At 50.5% G+C, this 16,525-nt stretch carries 12 protein-coding genes; 7 read left to right on the top strand and 5 right to left on the bottom strand.

Features of this window, described 5'->3' with window-relative positions; genetic code table 11:
- Positions 1–489 precede the first annotated feature (489 nt).
- The 6 genes from nuoI (at position 490) to C5S61_RS00385 (ending at position 7,187) form a co-directional block, all read left to right on the top strand.
- Positions 490–996, top strand: a complete 507-nt coding sequence (gene nuoI, locus C5S61_RS00410; RefSeq protein WP_054537140.1) for an NADH-quinone oxidoreductase subunit NuoI — start codon at positions 490–492, stop codon at positions 994–996.
- Between the two features lie 179 nt (positions 997–1,175).
- The gene (locus tag C5S61_RS00405; protein ID WP_054537139.1) at positions 1,176–1,700 is read left to right on the top strand and encodes an NADH-quinone oxidoreductase subunit J family protein; all 525 of its coding nucleotides are present in this window, start codon (positions 1,176–1,178) and stop codon (positions 1,698–1,700) included.
- Positions 1,697–1,999, top strand: a complete 303-nt coding sequence (gene nuoK, locus C5S61_RS00400; protein ID WP_054537138.1) for an NADH-quinone oxidoreductase subunit NuoK — start codon at positions 1,697–1,699, stop codon at positions 1,997–1,999. Before C5S61_RS00405 ends, nuoK begins: the two co-directional genes overlap by 4 nt.
- Before the next feature lie 42 nt (positions 2,000–2,041).
- Positions 2,042–4,093, top strand: a complete 2,052-nt coding sequence (gene nuoL, locus C5S61_RS00395) for an NADH-quinone oxidoreductase subunit L (protein WP_110513169.1) — start codon at positions 2,042–2,044, stop codon at positions 4,091–4,093.
- A gap of 46 nt (positions 4,094–4,139) precedes the next feature.
- Positions 4,140–5,693, top strand: a complete 1,554-nt coding sequence (locus C5S61_RS00390; protein WP_110513168.1) for a complex I subunit 4 family protein — start codon at positions 4,140–4,142, stop codon at positions 5,691–5,693.
- 18 nt (positions 5,694–5,711) lie between these two features.
- Complete coding sequence (locus C5S61_RS00385; protein WP_110513167.1) at positions 5,712–7,187, top strand: NADH-quinone oxidoreductase subunit N; 1,476 nt, start codon at positions 5,712–5,714, stop codon at positions 7,185–7,187.
- A gap of 525 nt (positions 7,188–7,712) precedes the next feature.
- Here the strand turns inward: C5S61_RS00385 and lon are convergent.
- From lon to C5S61_RS00365, 4 genes are all read right to left on the bottom strand, one after another.
- Complete coding sequence (gene lon, locus C5S61_RS00380; RefSeq protein ID WP_110513166.1) at positions 7,713–10,145, bottom strand: endopeptidase La; 2,433 nt, start codon at positions 10,143–10,145, stop codon at positions 7,713–7,715.
- Between the two features lie 139 nt (positions 10,146–10,284).
- Positions 10,285–12,081, bottom strand: a complete 1,797-nt coding sequence (locus tag C5S61_RS00375; RefSeq protein ID WP_110513165.1) for an ABC transporter ATP-binding protein — start codon at positions 12,079–12,081, stop codon at positions 10,285–10,287.
- A 164-nt stretch (positions 12,082–12,245) separates the two neighbouring features.
- Positions 12,246–13,760, bottom strand: a complete 1,515-nt coding sequence (locus C5S61_RS00370) for a YifB family Mg chelatase-like AAA ATPase (protein ID WP_110513164.1) — start codon at positions 13,758–13,760, stop codon at positions 12,246–12,248.
- Between the two features lie 96 nt (positions 13,761–13,856).
- Complete coding sequence (locus C5S61_RS00365) at positions 13,857–14,165, bottom strand: hypothetical protein (RefSeq protein ID WP_110513162.1); 309 nt, start codon at positions 14,163–14,165, stop codon at positions 13,857–13,859.
- A gap of 370 nt (positions 14,166–14,535) precedes the next feature.
- Between C5S61_RS00365 and C5S61_RS00360 the strand changes: the two genes are divergently transcribed.
- On the top strand, positions 14,536–15,264 hold the full coding sequence (locus C5S61_RS00360; protein ID WP_110513160.1) for an SIR2 family NAD-dependent protein deacylase: 729 nt from the start codon (positions 14,536–14,538) through the stop codon (positions 15,262–15,264).
- 442 nt (positions 15,265–15,706) lie between these two features.
- On the opposite strand, the gene C5S61_RS00355 is transcribed toward C5S61_RS00360, so the two are convergent.
- Entirely contained in the window at positions 15,707–16,483 is a 777-nt protein-coding gene (locus C5S61_RS00355) for a lysophospholipid acyltransferase family protein (RefSeq protein WP_110513158.1), read from the bottom strand.
- Between the last annotated feature and the right edge of the window lie 42 nt (positions 16,484–16,525).

Raw genomic sequence — 16,525 nt, 5'->3', positions numbered from 1 at the left:
GAGAACATAGAACAGAGAGCATAGAGCATATTAATTTTGATCCACGAAGGACACGAAGTATGAGGCTATAGGCTATAGGCTGTAGGCTATTGCGAATGAATTTCATCCTAAAAAACATTCCGATAGCCCAGCTAATAGCTTTTTTTGCTCCCGCTTTTGATTTTTGAGTTTTGACCTTTGATTTGATATTTCATCCCTCATCCTTTTCTATGCTCTCTGTTCTGATTTCTGATTTCTGACTTTTGACTTTTGACTTTTGTTTTCATCCCTCATCCTTCATACTTCATCCTTAGCCCTATGTTCTATGCTCTCTGTTCTATGTTCTTCTTTTCATCCCTTCCCCTGCCTGTTTGGCTTATCAAGAGATTGTGATAAAATAAACACGCCCGCGACGGCACCGATTCGAAAAACATTGCACCGCCGCTTGACGCACAGTGGCGGTTTTGGCGTGAACGCCATGGGAGTCACGCACCGAGAAAGGAATCGCCAATGCTGAAAGGAACGATGGCCTATTTTAAGGGTCTCAAAACCACGGCGAAATATCTCTTCAAAAAGCCTGTGACCGTTGAATATCCTGAGGTCAAACGGCCTGTCCGCGAGCGCTTCCGGGGGCGGCATGAACTGAAGCGTTTTGCTAATGGTTTAGAGCGGTGTATTGGGTGTTCGCTGTGTGCGGCAGCTTGTCCTGCTGATGCAATTTATGTTGTGCCTGGCCAGAACGATCCGGCTAATCCACGTTCTGCAGGCGAGCGTCATGCTGCGGTGTATGAAATTAATATGTTGCGTTGTATTTTTTGTGGCTACTGCGAAGATGCCTGCCCAACCAACGCAATTGTGCTTGAGCACCAATATGAATTAGCCTTCTACGACCGCCGCGCCTCGATCTATACCCAAGATATGTTGTTGGTGCCGGTCGATAAAGGCCACGGCGAAGTGCCACCAGTCTTGCAACAAACTGGCAAACAACTTAACCCACCGGCCCAAATAGACCTATAAAAGGTATGAAGTATGAAGGATGAAGTATGAAGGATGGGCTAATCGAGGCTGAATTTGCTTCCTCTGCGCCCAAGCTTCTACTTTATAGCTTAGGGTAGCCAACGGTTCAAAGTGTGAAGGGCGTGCCAACGGGGTTTGAATTTCATCCTTCATCCTTCATCCTTTATCTGGGAGTGTCCATGGAAACATTTTTGTTTATCACCACGGCCATTGTGGCGGTGGGGGCAGCCTTGGCAATGGTGCTGAGCAGCAATGCAGTGCATAGTGCGCTGTTTTTGATTTTGAATTTCTGCTCGGTCGCCATTTTATATTTTTTGCTGCGCGCGCCGTTTCTCGGTGCAGTTCAAGTGACGGTTTATGCTGGCGCGATTATGGTGCTCTTCCTATTCGTGATCATGCTCTTAGGCGCTGAAAATGCTGAGCTTGGCGAGGAGAAGATTGGTTGGCAAAAGCCAGCTGGCCTCATCCTTGGGGTGGCATTGTTGGCCGAGATTGGCTATGTGGCCTATCGTGGCACCAAGCTGATCGACGCACCAGTTGCTGATGCGACCAATATTGGCGCACCAACCACGATCAGCGCCAAATTGTTTAGCACCTATCTCTTGCCCTTTGAAGTCATTTCTATTCTGCTCTTGATTGCAGTAGTCGGGACAGTTGTGCTGACCCGTCGGCGGGTGGTTGCCCGCGAGGAGCGCCAATCGTGATTTCAACCAATGCCTATGTATTGCTGAGTGCAATTCTGTTTACGATTGGAGTTGTTGGGGTCTTGGTGCGCCGCAATGTAATCATCATGTTTATGTCGGTTGAGTTGATGCTCAATTCGGCCAATTTGGCGTTAATTGCTTTTAGCCGCGCGCGTGCTGAGAGCGATGGCCAAATTATGACATTTTTCGTGATTGCAGTCGCTGCGGCAGAAGTCGCAGTTGGTTTGGCGCTGTTGGTGTCGATTTTCCGTGCCAAAAAGACCACCAATATTGATGACGTGAATACGCTCAAGGGCTAGGCAACGGCCTTGCACCTTGCCGAAGTGTCTACTGGAGAACTTATGGCGGAATTAATTTGGCTTGTGCCGTTGCTGCCACTGCTCGGTGTCGTGATCAATACCCTGTTGGGGTTGAACGATTTGCGGCGTAGCCGTGCCAACGCTCACCACGACCACGGGCATGATCACGGGCATGGCCACGCTGACGCGCACCACGGCCATGGCGATAACCCAACCGCAAAACGCTCTGGCTTGATTGCCAGCCTGATGGTTGGTTTGGGCTTTGTGCTAACCCTCGTAACGCTGATTGAGTTGCTGGGCATGCCTGCCCCAACCACGTTGGGCGAAAATAATCGTTGGTTTGACGTAACCTATTGGAACTGGATGGCCTTTGGCGATCTGAAAATTCCCTTCGGCTTCTTGATCGACCAACTTTCAGTCACCATGATGCTCTTGGTCACTGGCGTAGGGACGTTGATTCACCTCTATGCGATTGGCTATATGAGCCACGACGAACGCCCAACCCGCTTTTTCGTCTACCTCAACCTGTTTATTGTGGCAATGTTGATGCTCGTGATGGGCAACAACTTTGTGATGCTGTTCTTGGGTTGGGAAGGTGTGGGCTTGTGTTCGTTCTTGCTGATTGGCTTCTGGTTTGAACAACGCGACCCACCGTGGGCTTCAGTCAAAGCGTTTGTCACCAACCGGGTTGGCGACTTTGGCTTGTTGATGGCGATGTTTGCAATTTATGCCTTGGCGCGCAAGCCCGATGGCACGTTCTTGCATTCATTGATCTTCCGCGAAGTCTTGGATCAAGGCACGGTCTTTTCGCTGCAACAATACAGCACCTTCTTTATGGGCACGCAATACACGGCGGCTGGGGCGATTGCCTTTATGCTGTTGCTTGGCGTAACCGGTAAATCGGCGCAAATTCCGCTGTTTGTTTGGTTGCCCGATGCAATGGCTGGCCCAACCCCAGTTTCAGCCTTGATTCACGCCGCGACGATGGTTACTGCTGGCGTGTACTTGATGATTCGCACCCACCCAATCTTTGAATTAGCGCCATCTGTCCAAAGCACCGTAACCTTTATTGGGGTTGCAACGGCGTTGGTCGCTGCTTCGATTGCGCTCGGTCAATACGACATCAAGAAGGTGCTGGCCTTCTCGACTGTTTCGCAATTGGGCTTTATGGTGGCAGCTGTAGGTATGGGAGCATACGTTGCCGCGATGTTCCACCTGCTGACCCACGGGATTTTCAAAGCGCTCTTGTTCCTTGGCTCTGGCTCAGTGATTCACGGCTTTGGCAACGAACAAGATATGCGCAAAATGGGCGGGTTGCGCAAGAAAATGCCTGTTACCTTCTGGACGTATATCGTCGGCACGATGGGCTTGATTGGCTTCCCGTTGGTTTCAGGTTTCTGGTCGAAAGACGAAATTATTGGCCATGCTTTCGATCACGATCATCGCACGGTTGGCATATTGTTGATTGTGGGCGCAGTTTTAACTTCGTTCTACATGGGTCGCCAAATCTCAATGGTCTTCTTTGGCGAACAACGCGATCAACACATTCATGCGCACGAAAGCAGCCGTTGGATGACTGCACCGTTGATCGGCTTGGCCCTGTTGACGCTTGCAAGTGGTTTGATCAATGTGCCTGGCTGGCATCCACTGACCACCTGGCTTGAGCCAATCGTCGAAGAAGAAGCTGCGAAGTTTCACCTTAATATCGCCGCAATTGTGACGATCTTAGGTTTGCTTGCCTTTGCAGCGGGCTTCTACCTCTATCAATGGGCAGCCAAAAACAAGCGCATCAAACCCAACCAACGCGACCTATTGCACCACTGGGGCGGCGATTTTTACGCCATCCTTGAGGAAAAATGGGGCTTTGATGCCTTGTACAACGCTGTTTTAGTCAAGCCCTACAAGGCCTTGGCCAGTTTCTTTGGTAAGTTCTTCGATGTCAAAATCATTGATGGCATCGTTAATGGCACGGCAGAGCTTGTTGGCTTGTCGGGTCGCGGCTTGCGAACGTTCCAATCGGGCTATGTACGCTCGTATGCACTGATGTTTGTGATCGGTGTGGTGATCGTGCTTGGCTTCTTTGCGTTGCGCTAGGACGTGAAGCGCAGGCTACGGCTTGTTTCTTCACAAGGAGTAACCCTTGACGAATACAAACGACTTAGGTTTTACGATCTTATCGTTGGTGGTGTTTTTACCCGCCGTCGGTGCGATCATCCTGGCGTTTATGCGCGGCCAACGCGGAGCAGCCCGAATTTTTGCCTTGGGCTGGAGCACACTCGTTTTCGCCGTGTCATTGCCACTTTTGTTCAATTTCAAGTACGATGCCGCCGGCCTCCAGTTCTACGAATATTTCAGCTGGATTCCGGATTGGGGCGTGCGCTACGAGTTGGGTCTTGATGGGATTAGTTTGTGGTTGGTGTTGCTAACAACCTTCATCACGCCATTGGCAATTTGGAGTGCCTGGAATGTTGAAGACAAAACCAACAACTTCTTGATGCTGATTCTGTTGCAAGAAACTGGTATGTTGGGCGTGTTTCTCGCCCAAGACCTGTTCTTGTTCTATATCTTCTGGGAATTTACCCTGATTCCAATGTATTTCTTGATTGGGATTTGGGGTGGCAAGCGCCGCATTTACGCCACAGTGAAGTTCTTCTTGTATACCTTCGCTGCCTCGGTGTTTATGTTGATCGGCATTATTGCCTTGGGCTTGCTCAATTACAAATATTTGGCGCAACAAGGCTTGCCAACCGATACGGCCTTCCAGGTGCAAACCTTGATGGCCAATATCAATCAATTTGGCTTGTCGGATACCGAATTGAAATTGCTGTTCCTCTCGTTCTTCGTGGCGTTTGCGGTCAAAGTGCCATTGTGGCCTGTCCACACGTGGTTGCCTGATGCGCACGTTGAAGCACCAACCGCTGGCTCAGTGATTCTGGCGGCAGTGCTGCTAAAGATGGGTGGCTACGGCATGATTCGCTTCTGCGTGCAGTTGTTCCCGCAAGTTGCCCAAGAATGGGCACGACCTATTGCCTTGCTGGCAGTGATCGGGATCATCTATGGCGCAGTGCTTTCGTATGCCCAAAGCGATATTAAAAAGCTGGTTGCCTATTCATCAGTTAGCCACATGGGCTTTATCGTGTTGGGGATTTTCGCGCTGAATGAAGTTGGTTTGCAAGGCGCAGTGTTGCAAATGATCAACCACGGGTTGAGCACTGGCGCATTGTTCTTGCTGATCGGGATGGTTTACGAACGCACTCACACCCGCGAATTGGCCGATTACGGCGGTTTGTGGAAAGTTGTGCCGGTGTTTGTCTACTTCCTGTTATTTGCCACGATGGCCTCAGTCGGCTTGCCCGGCTTGAACGGCTTCGTTGGCGAATTCTTGATTATGCTCGGCGCATTCGATTCGCCAATTGGCTGGACGTTTACCGCGTTTGCCGCAGTTGGCGTGATTTTGGCAGCGGTCTATTTGCTCAAAATGTTCCAAGGCATTGCTTCGGGGCCATTTAGCGAACGCCGTACGCCACACCTGAGCGACTTGACTCGGCGTGAAGTAGCGATTTTGTTGCCACTCTGTATTTTGATGTTGGTAATTGGTCTCTACTCACCATACTTTACTCGCCCAATGGAAACAACGATCAAGGCACTTGAAGCCTTCGTTGCCAATGCTGCGCCACTGATTGCTGGCCAATAAGACGGAGCGTGAGTTCGAATGAATGATTTAACATTTATCACGCCGGAGATTAACTGGACAGTCTTAGGCATGCCAGCATTCCTGATGATTTGGGCGATGTTGGTATTGATTGTCGATATGTTCACCTCGGATCGGCGGGTTCTGATCACGTTAAGCCTGATTGGGCTGGGCGTGACTGCGGCGCTTGGTGCGCTGGATTATGGCTTAACTGTCTCAGGCTTTTCAGACATGTTGGTGTTTGATCAGTTTGGGGTGTTAGTAAATTGGATTTTGCTGGCAGGTACAGCATTGACCTTGCTGATTGCCTTTGATTATATGCCACGCCAAAATCTCAACCAAGGCGAGTTTTATCCCTTGGTGCTGTTTGCAACCTCTGGGATGTTGTTCTTGGTTCAAGCAACCGACCTTGTAACAATCTTTATTGGGGTTGAAACGCTTTCGATTGCGTTGTATGTGCTGACGGGCTTTGCCGTGCCCCAGTTCAAATCGGGCGAAGCAGCGATTAAATATCTGTTGCTTGGTGGTTTTGCAGCAGGCTTCTTGGTCTATGGCATCGCCTTGATCTATGGCATGACTGGTAAAACCAACTTGGCGCAAATTGCAACTGAATTGAGCACATGGCAAAGCACTGGCAAGGCGCTTGATGATCCAATTTTGTTGGCTGGGGTGGGCTTTGTCTTGATTGCCTTGGGCTTCAAGGTTTCAATGTTCCCCTTCCACGCTTGGACTCCTGATGTGTACGAAGGTGCGCCTACGCCAGTAACCGCCTATATGTCGGTTGCGACCAAGGGCGCGGCCTTTGCCGCCATGTTGCGCTTTTTGAACGTGGCCTTCCCTGCGCTCAAGCCAGAGTGGCAATTGCTGTTTGGCCTGTTTGCAGCGGCAACCATGATCTATGGCAATATCGTGGCGGTTGCTCAAAGCAACCTCAAGCGCATGTTGGCCTATTCGTCGATTGCGCACGCTGGCTATATGTTGCTCGGCGTGTTGGCTGCCAGCGAAAAAGGCATCAGCGCCTTTACGGTTTATCTGTTGGCCTACACCTTGACCAACCTTGGCGCGTTTGCGGTGCTGATTGCCTTGGAAAATCGCGGCATGCCCGTGTTTGAACTGAAGGATCTGCGCGGGTTGGGCAAGCGCAGCCCATGGCTGGCGGTCTCGATGACCGTGTTTATGTTCTCGTTGGCAGGCGTGCCACCAACAGCAGGTTTTGCCAGCAAGTTTGGTATTTTCCGTGCTGCGTGGGATGCTAACCTCGATTATCTGGCGATTATCGGGGTAATTACCAGCGTCGTCTCAGCCTTCTTCTACTTGCGGGTAATTGTGACGATGTGGATGCGCGATGCAGAAGCCACCGAGCCACAACCAACCTATGCCACGGCTTCGCTCTCGTTGGGCGTGCTCGTCGCAGTAATTGGGATTGTCGCGGTTGGGCTTTTGCCAAACATCTTCACCGATTTGGCCAAAGCCTTGGTGCTGACCGTCGCCCAATAATTCACTTTTCTAACCCTTGCTTCCCTCATGAGCCAATCGGTTTGTGGGGGAAGCGCTTTTTAAAGGATGAAATATGAGGGATGAAGGATGAATGCAAAAGTCAAAAGGCAGAAGGCAAAAAAGAACAGAGAACAGAGAGCAAAGAGCATAGAACAGAGAAAAGGATGAAGGATGAAGGATGAGAGCATAGAACAGAGAGGTACTGATACATCAGGTTAACCACGGCTTGATCCCCTCACCCCAACCTCTCGCCCGTGCGCGGGGCTTTTACCCTGTGGTTCGTCCATGATTCTTGGTGAAAGCAAGTGCTCTCCCTCGCCCGCGTTTTCGTGGGAGAGGGGGCTGGGGGGTGAGGGAGTAGACCCTAATCAAAAAATCTGTGGAATCTGTGGCTAAAAAATCGTTCTTCGTACTCTTCGTGCGCTTCGTGGTTTTGTTCTTCATCCTTCATCCTTCATAATTTCACAAAAAACACCCCTCTCCTCAGTGCGAGGAAAGGGGCGTTGAGATGAGCGCAAGCCTGATTTAGCTCGCGATCACATCTTGGCGAATAAAGGGCATCAACGCGATTGTCAGCACTTCGTCCATGGTTTCGACCGGAATCAATTGTAGATCTTGGCGCACTTTTTCAGGCAGATCGACAATATCTTTGGCGTTTTCCTTGGGCAAAATGAAGGTTTTGATGCCTGCGCGATGGGCTGCCAAGGTTTTTTCTTTCAAGCCACCAATTGGCAACACTCGGCCACGCAGCGTAACTTCGCCAGTCATGGCAACGTCGCGGCGTACAGCTCGCCCAGTCATGGCCGAAATCAAGGCAATCGTCAAGGTAATCCCTGCCGAAGGGCCATCCTTGGGCACTGCCCCTTCAGGAACGTGAATGTGAATCGAATGCTCGTCAAAGTAATTTGGCTCGATGCCCAATTCTTTGGCGCGATAGCGCACATACGACATTGCTGCTTGCGCCGATTCCTTCATCACGTCGCCCAATTGACCAGTCAGGCGTAATTCGCCTTTGCCAGTCAATGGCAAGACTTCGAATGAGAGAATATCGCCGCCGGTTGGAGTCCATGCAACGCCGGTTGCTACGCCCACTTGATCGGCAACTTCGGCCATGCCAAAGCTGAAGTGTTCGGGGCCAAGGTAGGTTGGCACATCAGCGCCATCAATCAAGAATTTAATTGGCTCAGCTTTTTTAGCCTTCTTGCGGCGCTTCTTGCCTTCTTGTGGTGCTTCCTCGTCCTGCGATTCGGCTACCTTGCGGGCAATCTTGCGACATAATGCTGCAACTTCGCGCTCAAGGTTACGCACCCCAGCTTCGCGAGTATATTCGCGAATCAGCTTCAAAATAGCAGCATCGGTTACTTCTAATTGGCTGGTTTCGAGGCCATGGAACTCGCGTTGCTTCGGCAACAAGAAGCCTTGGGCAATCGCCAGTTTTTCATCCTCGGTATAGCCGCCAATCTCGATAATTTCCATGCGGTCGCGCAGCGGCGCTGGAATTGGCTCAAGTTGGTTGGCGGTTGCGACAAACACTACTTGGCTCAGATCAAATGGAATTTCCAGATAGTGGTCTGAGAAGGTGTTGTTTTGCTCAGGATCAAGTACTTCCAGCAGCGCCGAGGTTGGGTCGCCACGGAAGTCATTGCCAATCTTGTCGATTTCGTCAAGCATAAAGACAGCTTGGCGCGACTTAGCGGTTTTCATGCCCTGAACAATTCGGCCTGGCATTGCACCGATATAGGTGCGGCGGTGGCCGCGAATTTCGGCTTCATCGTGCACGCCACCCAACGATTGGCGCACGAATGGCCGATCCAAGGCGCGGGCAATCGAGCGGCCAAGGCTGGTTTTACCCACGCCAGGAGGGCCAACGAAGCACAAGATTGGCGAACGCATTTTGCTGCCAGCGAGCTTGCGCACCGCCAGATATTCCAAAATCCGCTCTTTAACTTTTTCCAAGCCATAATGATCTTCGTCGAGCACTTGGCGCGATTGCACCAACGAAATCGCCGCAACTTGATCGGCATTCCATGGCAGGGCAATAATCCAATCGAGGTAGGTGCGAATTACGCCTGCTTCTGGCGAATTCATGCCTTGTTGGGCCAAGCGCTTAATTTCGTGCAAGGCTTGATCTTTGACATATTGCGGCGCATTCAGTTCGTTGACTTTGCGGCGCAATTCATCAATTGGATCATCGCCATCGTCATCTTCGCCGAGTTCACGGCGGATAACCCGCATTTGTTCGCGCAAGAAATACTCTTTTTGGCCTTGATCAAGCACTTCTTTGGTGTCTGATTGAATTTTGGCTCGCAGCCGCAACAGCTCTAATTGGCGGGCCAAAATAACTTGGACCCGATTCAAGCGTGCTAATGGTTCGGCCTCGTTCAACAATTCCAAGCGATCTTGGAACGAGAAGGCTGGGCCGTAGGTCACGAGGTCGGCCAAGTGGCCAGGCGTGTTAATGCGATGCACAAAAGCAACAGCTTCTTGGGGAATTTCGCCTAAATAATCGACAAATTCAGTAATTTGCTGTTTGACCGTATCCATTAATGCATCGACTTCGATGCCTTTTGGTTCTTGATCTGGCAAGTAGCGGCATGCTACACGATAGAAGGGATCGCTCTGAACACAATCAACAATCTCAGCGCGGGTAATCCCTTCGAGCACAATTTTTACCGTGCCATCGGGCAATTGGGAGAAATCTTCCAAGCGAGCGACCACGCCAACTTTGGGTAATTGTTGGGGTTCGTGGCCTTTATAGGCTTCAATTTCGGCCTCGGAAACAAAGATCAACAACACGTGTTGATCATCTTCCATCGCTTGTTCCATGGCCCGATAAGACTTGCCCTGCCCAACCTGGAGCGGCACAGTCATGTGCGGCATGATCACAATTTCGCCCAATACCACCAGTGGTAAAGTGCGCTCGGTTCCTGTACGAGGGCGGTCTTTTTCTCGGGTCATATCAAAAATCCCTCATTTGGCTGTGGCAGAATGGCCACACAGAGTGGGTTAAAAGCATCATAATACGTCTTTATAGTATACGCTAACTTATCTTAACGGCAAGCCTCGATCGTCCTGTTTTGGTCTAATCCTTTTAATTTTAATACTCTGTTAGCACAGCTGCTGCTGCTTCGTTGTTTTCAAATTGTAAATGATACAACCGAGCGTAGGTGCCTGCTTGGGCCAAAAGTTCGCTATGGCTGCCAAGTTCAGTCACGCGGCCATGCTCAATCACGGCAATGCGGGTAGCATTTTTGACGGTTGAAAGCCGATGGGCAATCACGAAGGTCGTGCGGCCTTGCATCAAGCGTTCTAAGGCCTCTTGCACCAAGCCTTCCGATTCGCTATCCATGGCCGAGGTTGCTTCATCCAAAATTAAGATGCGTGGGTTTTTGAGCAAAGCTCGGGCAATGGCAACGCGCTGGCGTTGACCACCAGACAGCTTGATCCCTCGCTCGCCAACAACTGATTCGTATCCACCCTCGAAATTGCTAATAAAGTCGTGAGCGTTGGCTGCTTTGGCCGCTTCGATGACTGCTTCCATCGGCGCATCGAGGTTACCGTAGCGAATATTATCGGCAATCGTGCCGCTAAATAGCAAGGTTTCTTGCGGCACAATGCCAATTTGCGAGCGCAACGAAGGCAAATCAACATCGCGAATATCAAAGCCATCAACCGTAATTCGCCCTTTGGTAACATCATAAAAACGCGGAATCAAGTTAACTAAGGTTGATTTGCCAGAGCCACTTGGCCCAACAATCGCCATCACCTCGCCTGGCTCGACCCGCAGATTAATGTTGCTCAAAACGGGCATGCTGCCTTCGCTGTAGTTGAACGAAACATCTTCAAGGTAAATTTCGCCTTCGATTGGCGGCAGTGTAATCGCGTTGGTTTTGCTGGCGATGGAAGGTGCAGTATCCAAAATGCCAAACACCCGTGCGGTCGAGCCAAGCGCCTCTTGCAACTGGCTATACAAGCTGGTAAATGTGCCGAGTGAGCCAGCAATTACCGCTGCATACAATAAGAAGGCAATTAAATCGCCAAGCTGCATTGTGCCATTCAAAACTTGGCGACCACCAAACCAAAGTACAAACACCAAAGCTCCAAAGCCCGAAAACGAAACGATTGGCACAAATTGGGCGCGGGTTTTGGTTCGTCGCATCGAGGCTGAAAAGGCATGTTCAATTGCTCCGCTAAATCGCTCAACTTCATAGGGCTCGCGGGCAAATGATTGCACAATGCGCACGCCGGAGATGGTTTCTTCAAGCACTGATGATGCTTCAGCCATGCGATCTTGAACTTCAGTTGACATATTGCGAATACGCCGACCATAAATAATCGCTAGTACAATCATTAATGGAATCAGTAGCAGCGTAATTGCGGTTAGCTGCCAGCTGAGATTGATCATCATAATGAAGCTGCCGATGAAGGTAATGCCATTTTGCAAAAACGCTGCGACCGCATTTGTGCCGATGCCCTGAATCACCGTTACATCGTTGGTGACGCGCGAGGTTAATTCGCCAACGCGGCGTTCGCTGAAGAAGGCCAACGAGAGCCGCTGCAAATGCGAATAAACCTCAATGCGCAAATCGGCAACCGCCCGTTCACCAACGTAGGTCAGAAAATAGCCTTGAATATAGTTAAACACCATTTGAGCGATAAACACGCCCATCAAGCCCAGCGCAACCTTATCCAAGGCACTGGTGCTTGAGGCATCTTTGACGGTTTCGACCAAATTGCGAATTGCCAGCGGCATAATCAGGCCGATGCCACTAGAAATTGCCAAACAGAGCAGCGCCACGGCTAAGCGCCATCGATACGGATATACATACTGAAACATGCGTCGTAGCTCTAAATGACGCAAGTTACTTAATTGTTTCGGGGCTTGTGCCAGCATCGTGTCCATCCTTCAGCCAACAATAGCATCATTGGCACGTATATACACGCTTGCCCAGCAACCAGCAAGCGCCGTATTGATCAATCGATCGGTTCATGATGATTGTACGTGGCTGATGGGTGATGTCAATCGCTGTGTTGGTTAGCAGATGTTACCACCAGCCGTTATTCAGTTCGGCGGGGTCGATATTGCAGCGCTTCGGCCAAATGCGCTGGTTGAATGTGCTCAAGATTAGCCAAATCAGCAATTGTACGGGCCAATTTGAGCACGCGATGATAACTGCGTGCAGAGAGTTGTAATTGGCGCATGGCCGCTTTCATCAGGCTTTGGCTGGCGGCATCAAGCTCGCAGGCTTGGCGTAATTGGGCTGGCCCCATATCGCTATTGGTCAAGATTGGCTGCTTGCAAAAGCGTTCAGCTTGACGTTGGCGCGCTAGCACGACGCGCTCGCGAATCTGCTCCGATGATTCGCTAGTACGCACACTCGCAAGCTTTTCATATTCAAGCCGTGGCACCTCAATATGAATATCGATGCGATCGAGTAATGGCCCAGAAATACGTTTTTGATAGCGGGCAATTGCGGCTGGTGGGCAGACGCATTGGCGAGTAGGATCACTTAAATAGCCACAAGGGCAAGGGTTCATAGCTCCTATTAGCACGAAGTTTGCCGGGAATGTCAGTGTTCCTGCCGCGCGACTCAGCACCACCGTATGATCTTCGAGCGGTTGGCGCAAGACTTCGAGCACTTGTTGGCTGAATTCGGGCATCTCATCGAGAAACAGCACGCCGCGATGGGCCAGCGAAATCTCGCCTGGTTGCGGGGTGCGGCCACCGCCAACGAGGCCAGCATTGGAAATTGTGTGATGCGGCGAGCGAAATGGGCGAGTACGAATAAAGGGCAGATCGCTGGGCAATAGGCCTTTGACTGAATAAATTTTGGTTACATCCAAGGCTTCGTCGAGGCTTAGCGGCGGCAAAATTGAAGGTACGCAGCGGGCTAGTAAGGTTTTGCCCGAGCCAGGTGGGCCGCTCATCAAGACATTATGACCACCAGCAGCAGCGACTTCCAAGGCCCGCTTAACGTGTTCTTGGCCTTTGACATCGGCAAAATCGACGTTATAGCTGAGGCTTTCGGGGGCTGGCGGCTGGCCTTCGTAGGCTGCGATATAGTGCTCGCCATTGAGATGAGCAGCAATATCGACGATTGAACGCACAGGAATTATCGTAATATCGCTAAGCAAAGCAGCTTCGGCAGCATCGCAATGCGGCACGTAAACAGTTTGCAAGCCTTCGCGGCGGGCAATCGTGACCATTGGCAAGATTCCATCGGTATGGCGCAAGGCTCCATCAAGCGATAGCTCGCCGACAAACATTGCTTGGCTGACATCGGCAGCAATTTGGCCTGAAGCAAGCAAAATACCGACAGCAATTGGCAGATCGTAGGCTGGGCCTGCTTTGCGTAAATCAGCAGGAGCCAAATTGACGGTTAGCCGTTTATCGGGGAAGGAGCCGCCACTATTGCGCACGGCGGCGCGCACTCGCTCTTTGGCCTCTTGGACGGCGGTATCGGGCAAGCCTACAATCGTGAAGGTCGGCAAACCACGACTGAGATCAACTTCGACTTCGACTAACGCGCCATCGAGGCCAACCACGGCGCAACTCCAAACTTTCGCCAACATGATGATACCTCCCGTAACAAAACGCTATCGGGAGCTAGAGCCACATGTTGGCGATTTTTGGCATGGAGTTGGAGCAATTGAGGAAATTAGCCGAAGTTAGTTGACGGCAACCCAATCGAGTTTAACCAATTTATCGGCAACCGTATTCATATCGGCTCCGCGGCAACGGCAGCTTGGTTGATGTTGCACAACCACTTGCCATGCGCGACAGACAACCTGAACCGGCCAGCAATCTTGGCTTGGCACTTGATGCGAGGCACTCACATGATCAATAATTTGTTCAGCAACCATGTAGGCATCGTTATCGTTGATACCTTCGGCTTCGCGGACAATGACGGCTAATTGGACTATATGGCTTGCTAATTTGAGCAAGACCCCACGGCTTTTAACGCGTTCGGTTTGCATGGTTTGCGATCCTTTGGCATGAAGGATTGATAGGACGTTTATCGGCAAATACCACAGTGGGTATGCGCAAAAATCATAAAAATAGCGGCACGCAATGATAATTACGTACAGCTAGGCACAAATACAACCCATTTGCTCAAGTAGTCGAATGCAAAAGTGAAGCGTTGCTAAAGAGCATCAACGATCCTAAATCTGTCTCTTAATGATAGTAAAACATTCGCAGCCGAATTTCAATAGATTTTGGCCTAAATTATTATGCAAATAATAAACTGTTAATAAAATTTGATTATCCACGTGCAATTTACTATTACAATCCCACGTAGTAAATAGCACAAGCGTGCTTTTAATTGAGTTATAAGGATTGTGATCAATGAGTGAATTTGCTGCTGAGTTAATTCAACATTTGCGTCAGGCCCAAGCATTGGTGGTATTAACTGGTTCAGGTATTTCTGCACCCAGCGGTATCCCAACCTATCGCAGTGCTGCCGCCGATGCTCGTTGGACGGCCTATGATCCTGATAAAGTTGCAACCTTGGCGGGCTTCGAGCGCGATCCAATTGGCGTTTTTCAGGTGTATCAAACGATGCAGCGCCAATGTGAAGCGGCTCAACCAAACGCTGGGCATTATGCAGTGGCGCAGCTTGAACGCTTGGTGCCACAATTTAAGCTGTTTACCCAAAATATTGATAGTTTGCATCAACGGGCTGGCTCAAACAATGTTTTCGAGGTGCATGGCAGTTTGGCGCGCACAATCTGCTCGCGTGAACGACGCTTGGTTGAAATGTGGGATGCTGAGCAGCCAATGTGCCCTATTTGTGGTGCGCCGTTGCGGCCTGATATTGTTTGGTTTGGCGAGTTGTTGGATGCGGCGATGCTACAAGCAGCAAAGGATGCGTTTGATACGAGTGATGTGGCGTTGGTGATTGGCACATCGGCGATTGTTGAGCCAATTGCTTCGTTGCCGCATCGGGCCTTGCGGCGCAAAAAGACGGTGATTGAAATTAACCCTGATATTCCGTTGCGCGGGATTGCAAGTTATTCGTTGGCGGGCAGTGCCGATGTGGTGTTGCCTCGATTGATTGAGGCAGTTTGGCTTTAATGAACCCACGAAGGTTTTTAGCCACGAATTACACGAATTACACGAAGGATTATTTTTTAGCCACAGATGACACAGATGTTTAGGATTTGGTTTCTGCTAGCCCAAAGCCTTCAGCCAATAGCCAAAGCTGCTCTGCGCCTCTGCGTTAATAAATTGATCCACGAAGAGCACGAAGGGGGTATGGCTATTGGCTATTGACTATTGGCTTTGGGCCTACGATGAGCGTCCGATCCCCAGCCCCCGACAACCAATCGCCTAAATTTTTAGCCACGAAGAGCACGAAGGGGAAATGGCTATTGGCTATTGGCTTTTAGCTTCTCCAACAAATCTCCGATAGCCCAAAGCCAATAGCCATCGTTGCTCTGCGCCTCTGCGTTAAGGAATCTTGCTGGTTTGCTCCCTAATAACCGATCCCCAGCCCCCAACAACCGATCCCCAATCCTTACTGTTGCCACCAGCGCACGATTGGCCCCAAAATTTGGTCGAAGCGATGGTTAACTGAGGATGTGCCCTGCATAATTGGCTGAAAATTGGCAAGATCTTGTTGATTCCACTCGTCACGGAGTTGGTCGGCGGCGCTGGTTAAATTGCGTTCCAGTTGGGGTTGTAGTTGCTCGCGAGGTGTGCCTGCATCAACCCAAGTTGGCTCGCCGCAACGAATTAGGGCAACTGGGCGTTGTTCGCCGCTAAATTCATAGCGCAAAGCAACTGGCAAGCACCACACATTACCAGTGCGCGTGGCAATATCGGCGACTCCGCGAAAAAGTTGGAGCGGACGGCGATCTGGCGGTATAATTTGGCCCTGCGGAAAGATCCAAACTAAGGCGTGGCTGTGGTGTTGAAGCTGGGTGCTGGCGTAGCGTATTGAGCGCAGGGCCTCACGCGGTTCTTGGCGGTTAACCGAGAAGCAACCACACCAGCGGAAGAAGAAATAACGGGCGAGTTGCGCTTCTTCCATCATCAAAAAATGGCGGCGTGGGTAGACGTTGCGAAATAACTCAAAGGCAAGATGACCATCCCACCAGCTTGTGTGGGTCACATAGCACAAAATTGGCTCGCGGCTGCGCAAGATGTCACTGGCTGACCCAACGTTGAACAATACTTGATCGAAGGTTTTGCGCAAAGCTGGCCGAATGAGTGCCCGATACACCAACCATGCGCCCAAACGATTGGGTTGGGCTGGCAAACGTGGTTGATTATTGGCTGAGCTTAGTGGCATAATCAAGGTCTCATGCTAGTGACAATCTGTCCAAATAGTAGC

It is taken from the genome of Herpetosiphon llansteffanensis, from assembly GCF_003205875.1.
In the GTDB taxonomy this organism is placed as follows: Bacteria; Chloroflexota; Chloroflexia; order Chloroflexales; family Herpetosiphonaceae; genus Herpetosiphon; species Herpetosiphon llansteffanensis.
The sequence above is the reverse complement of the archived record's forward strand: the minus strand, read 5'-3'. Positions and strand labels throughout refer to the sequence as shown.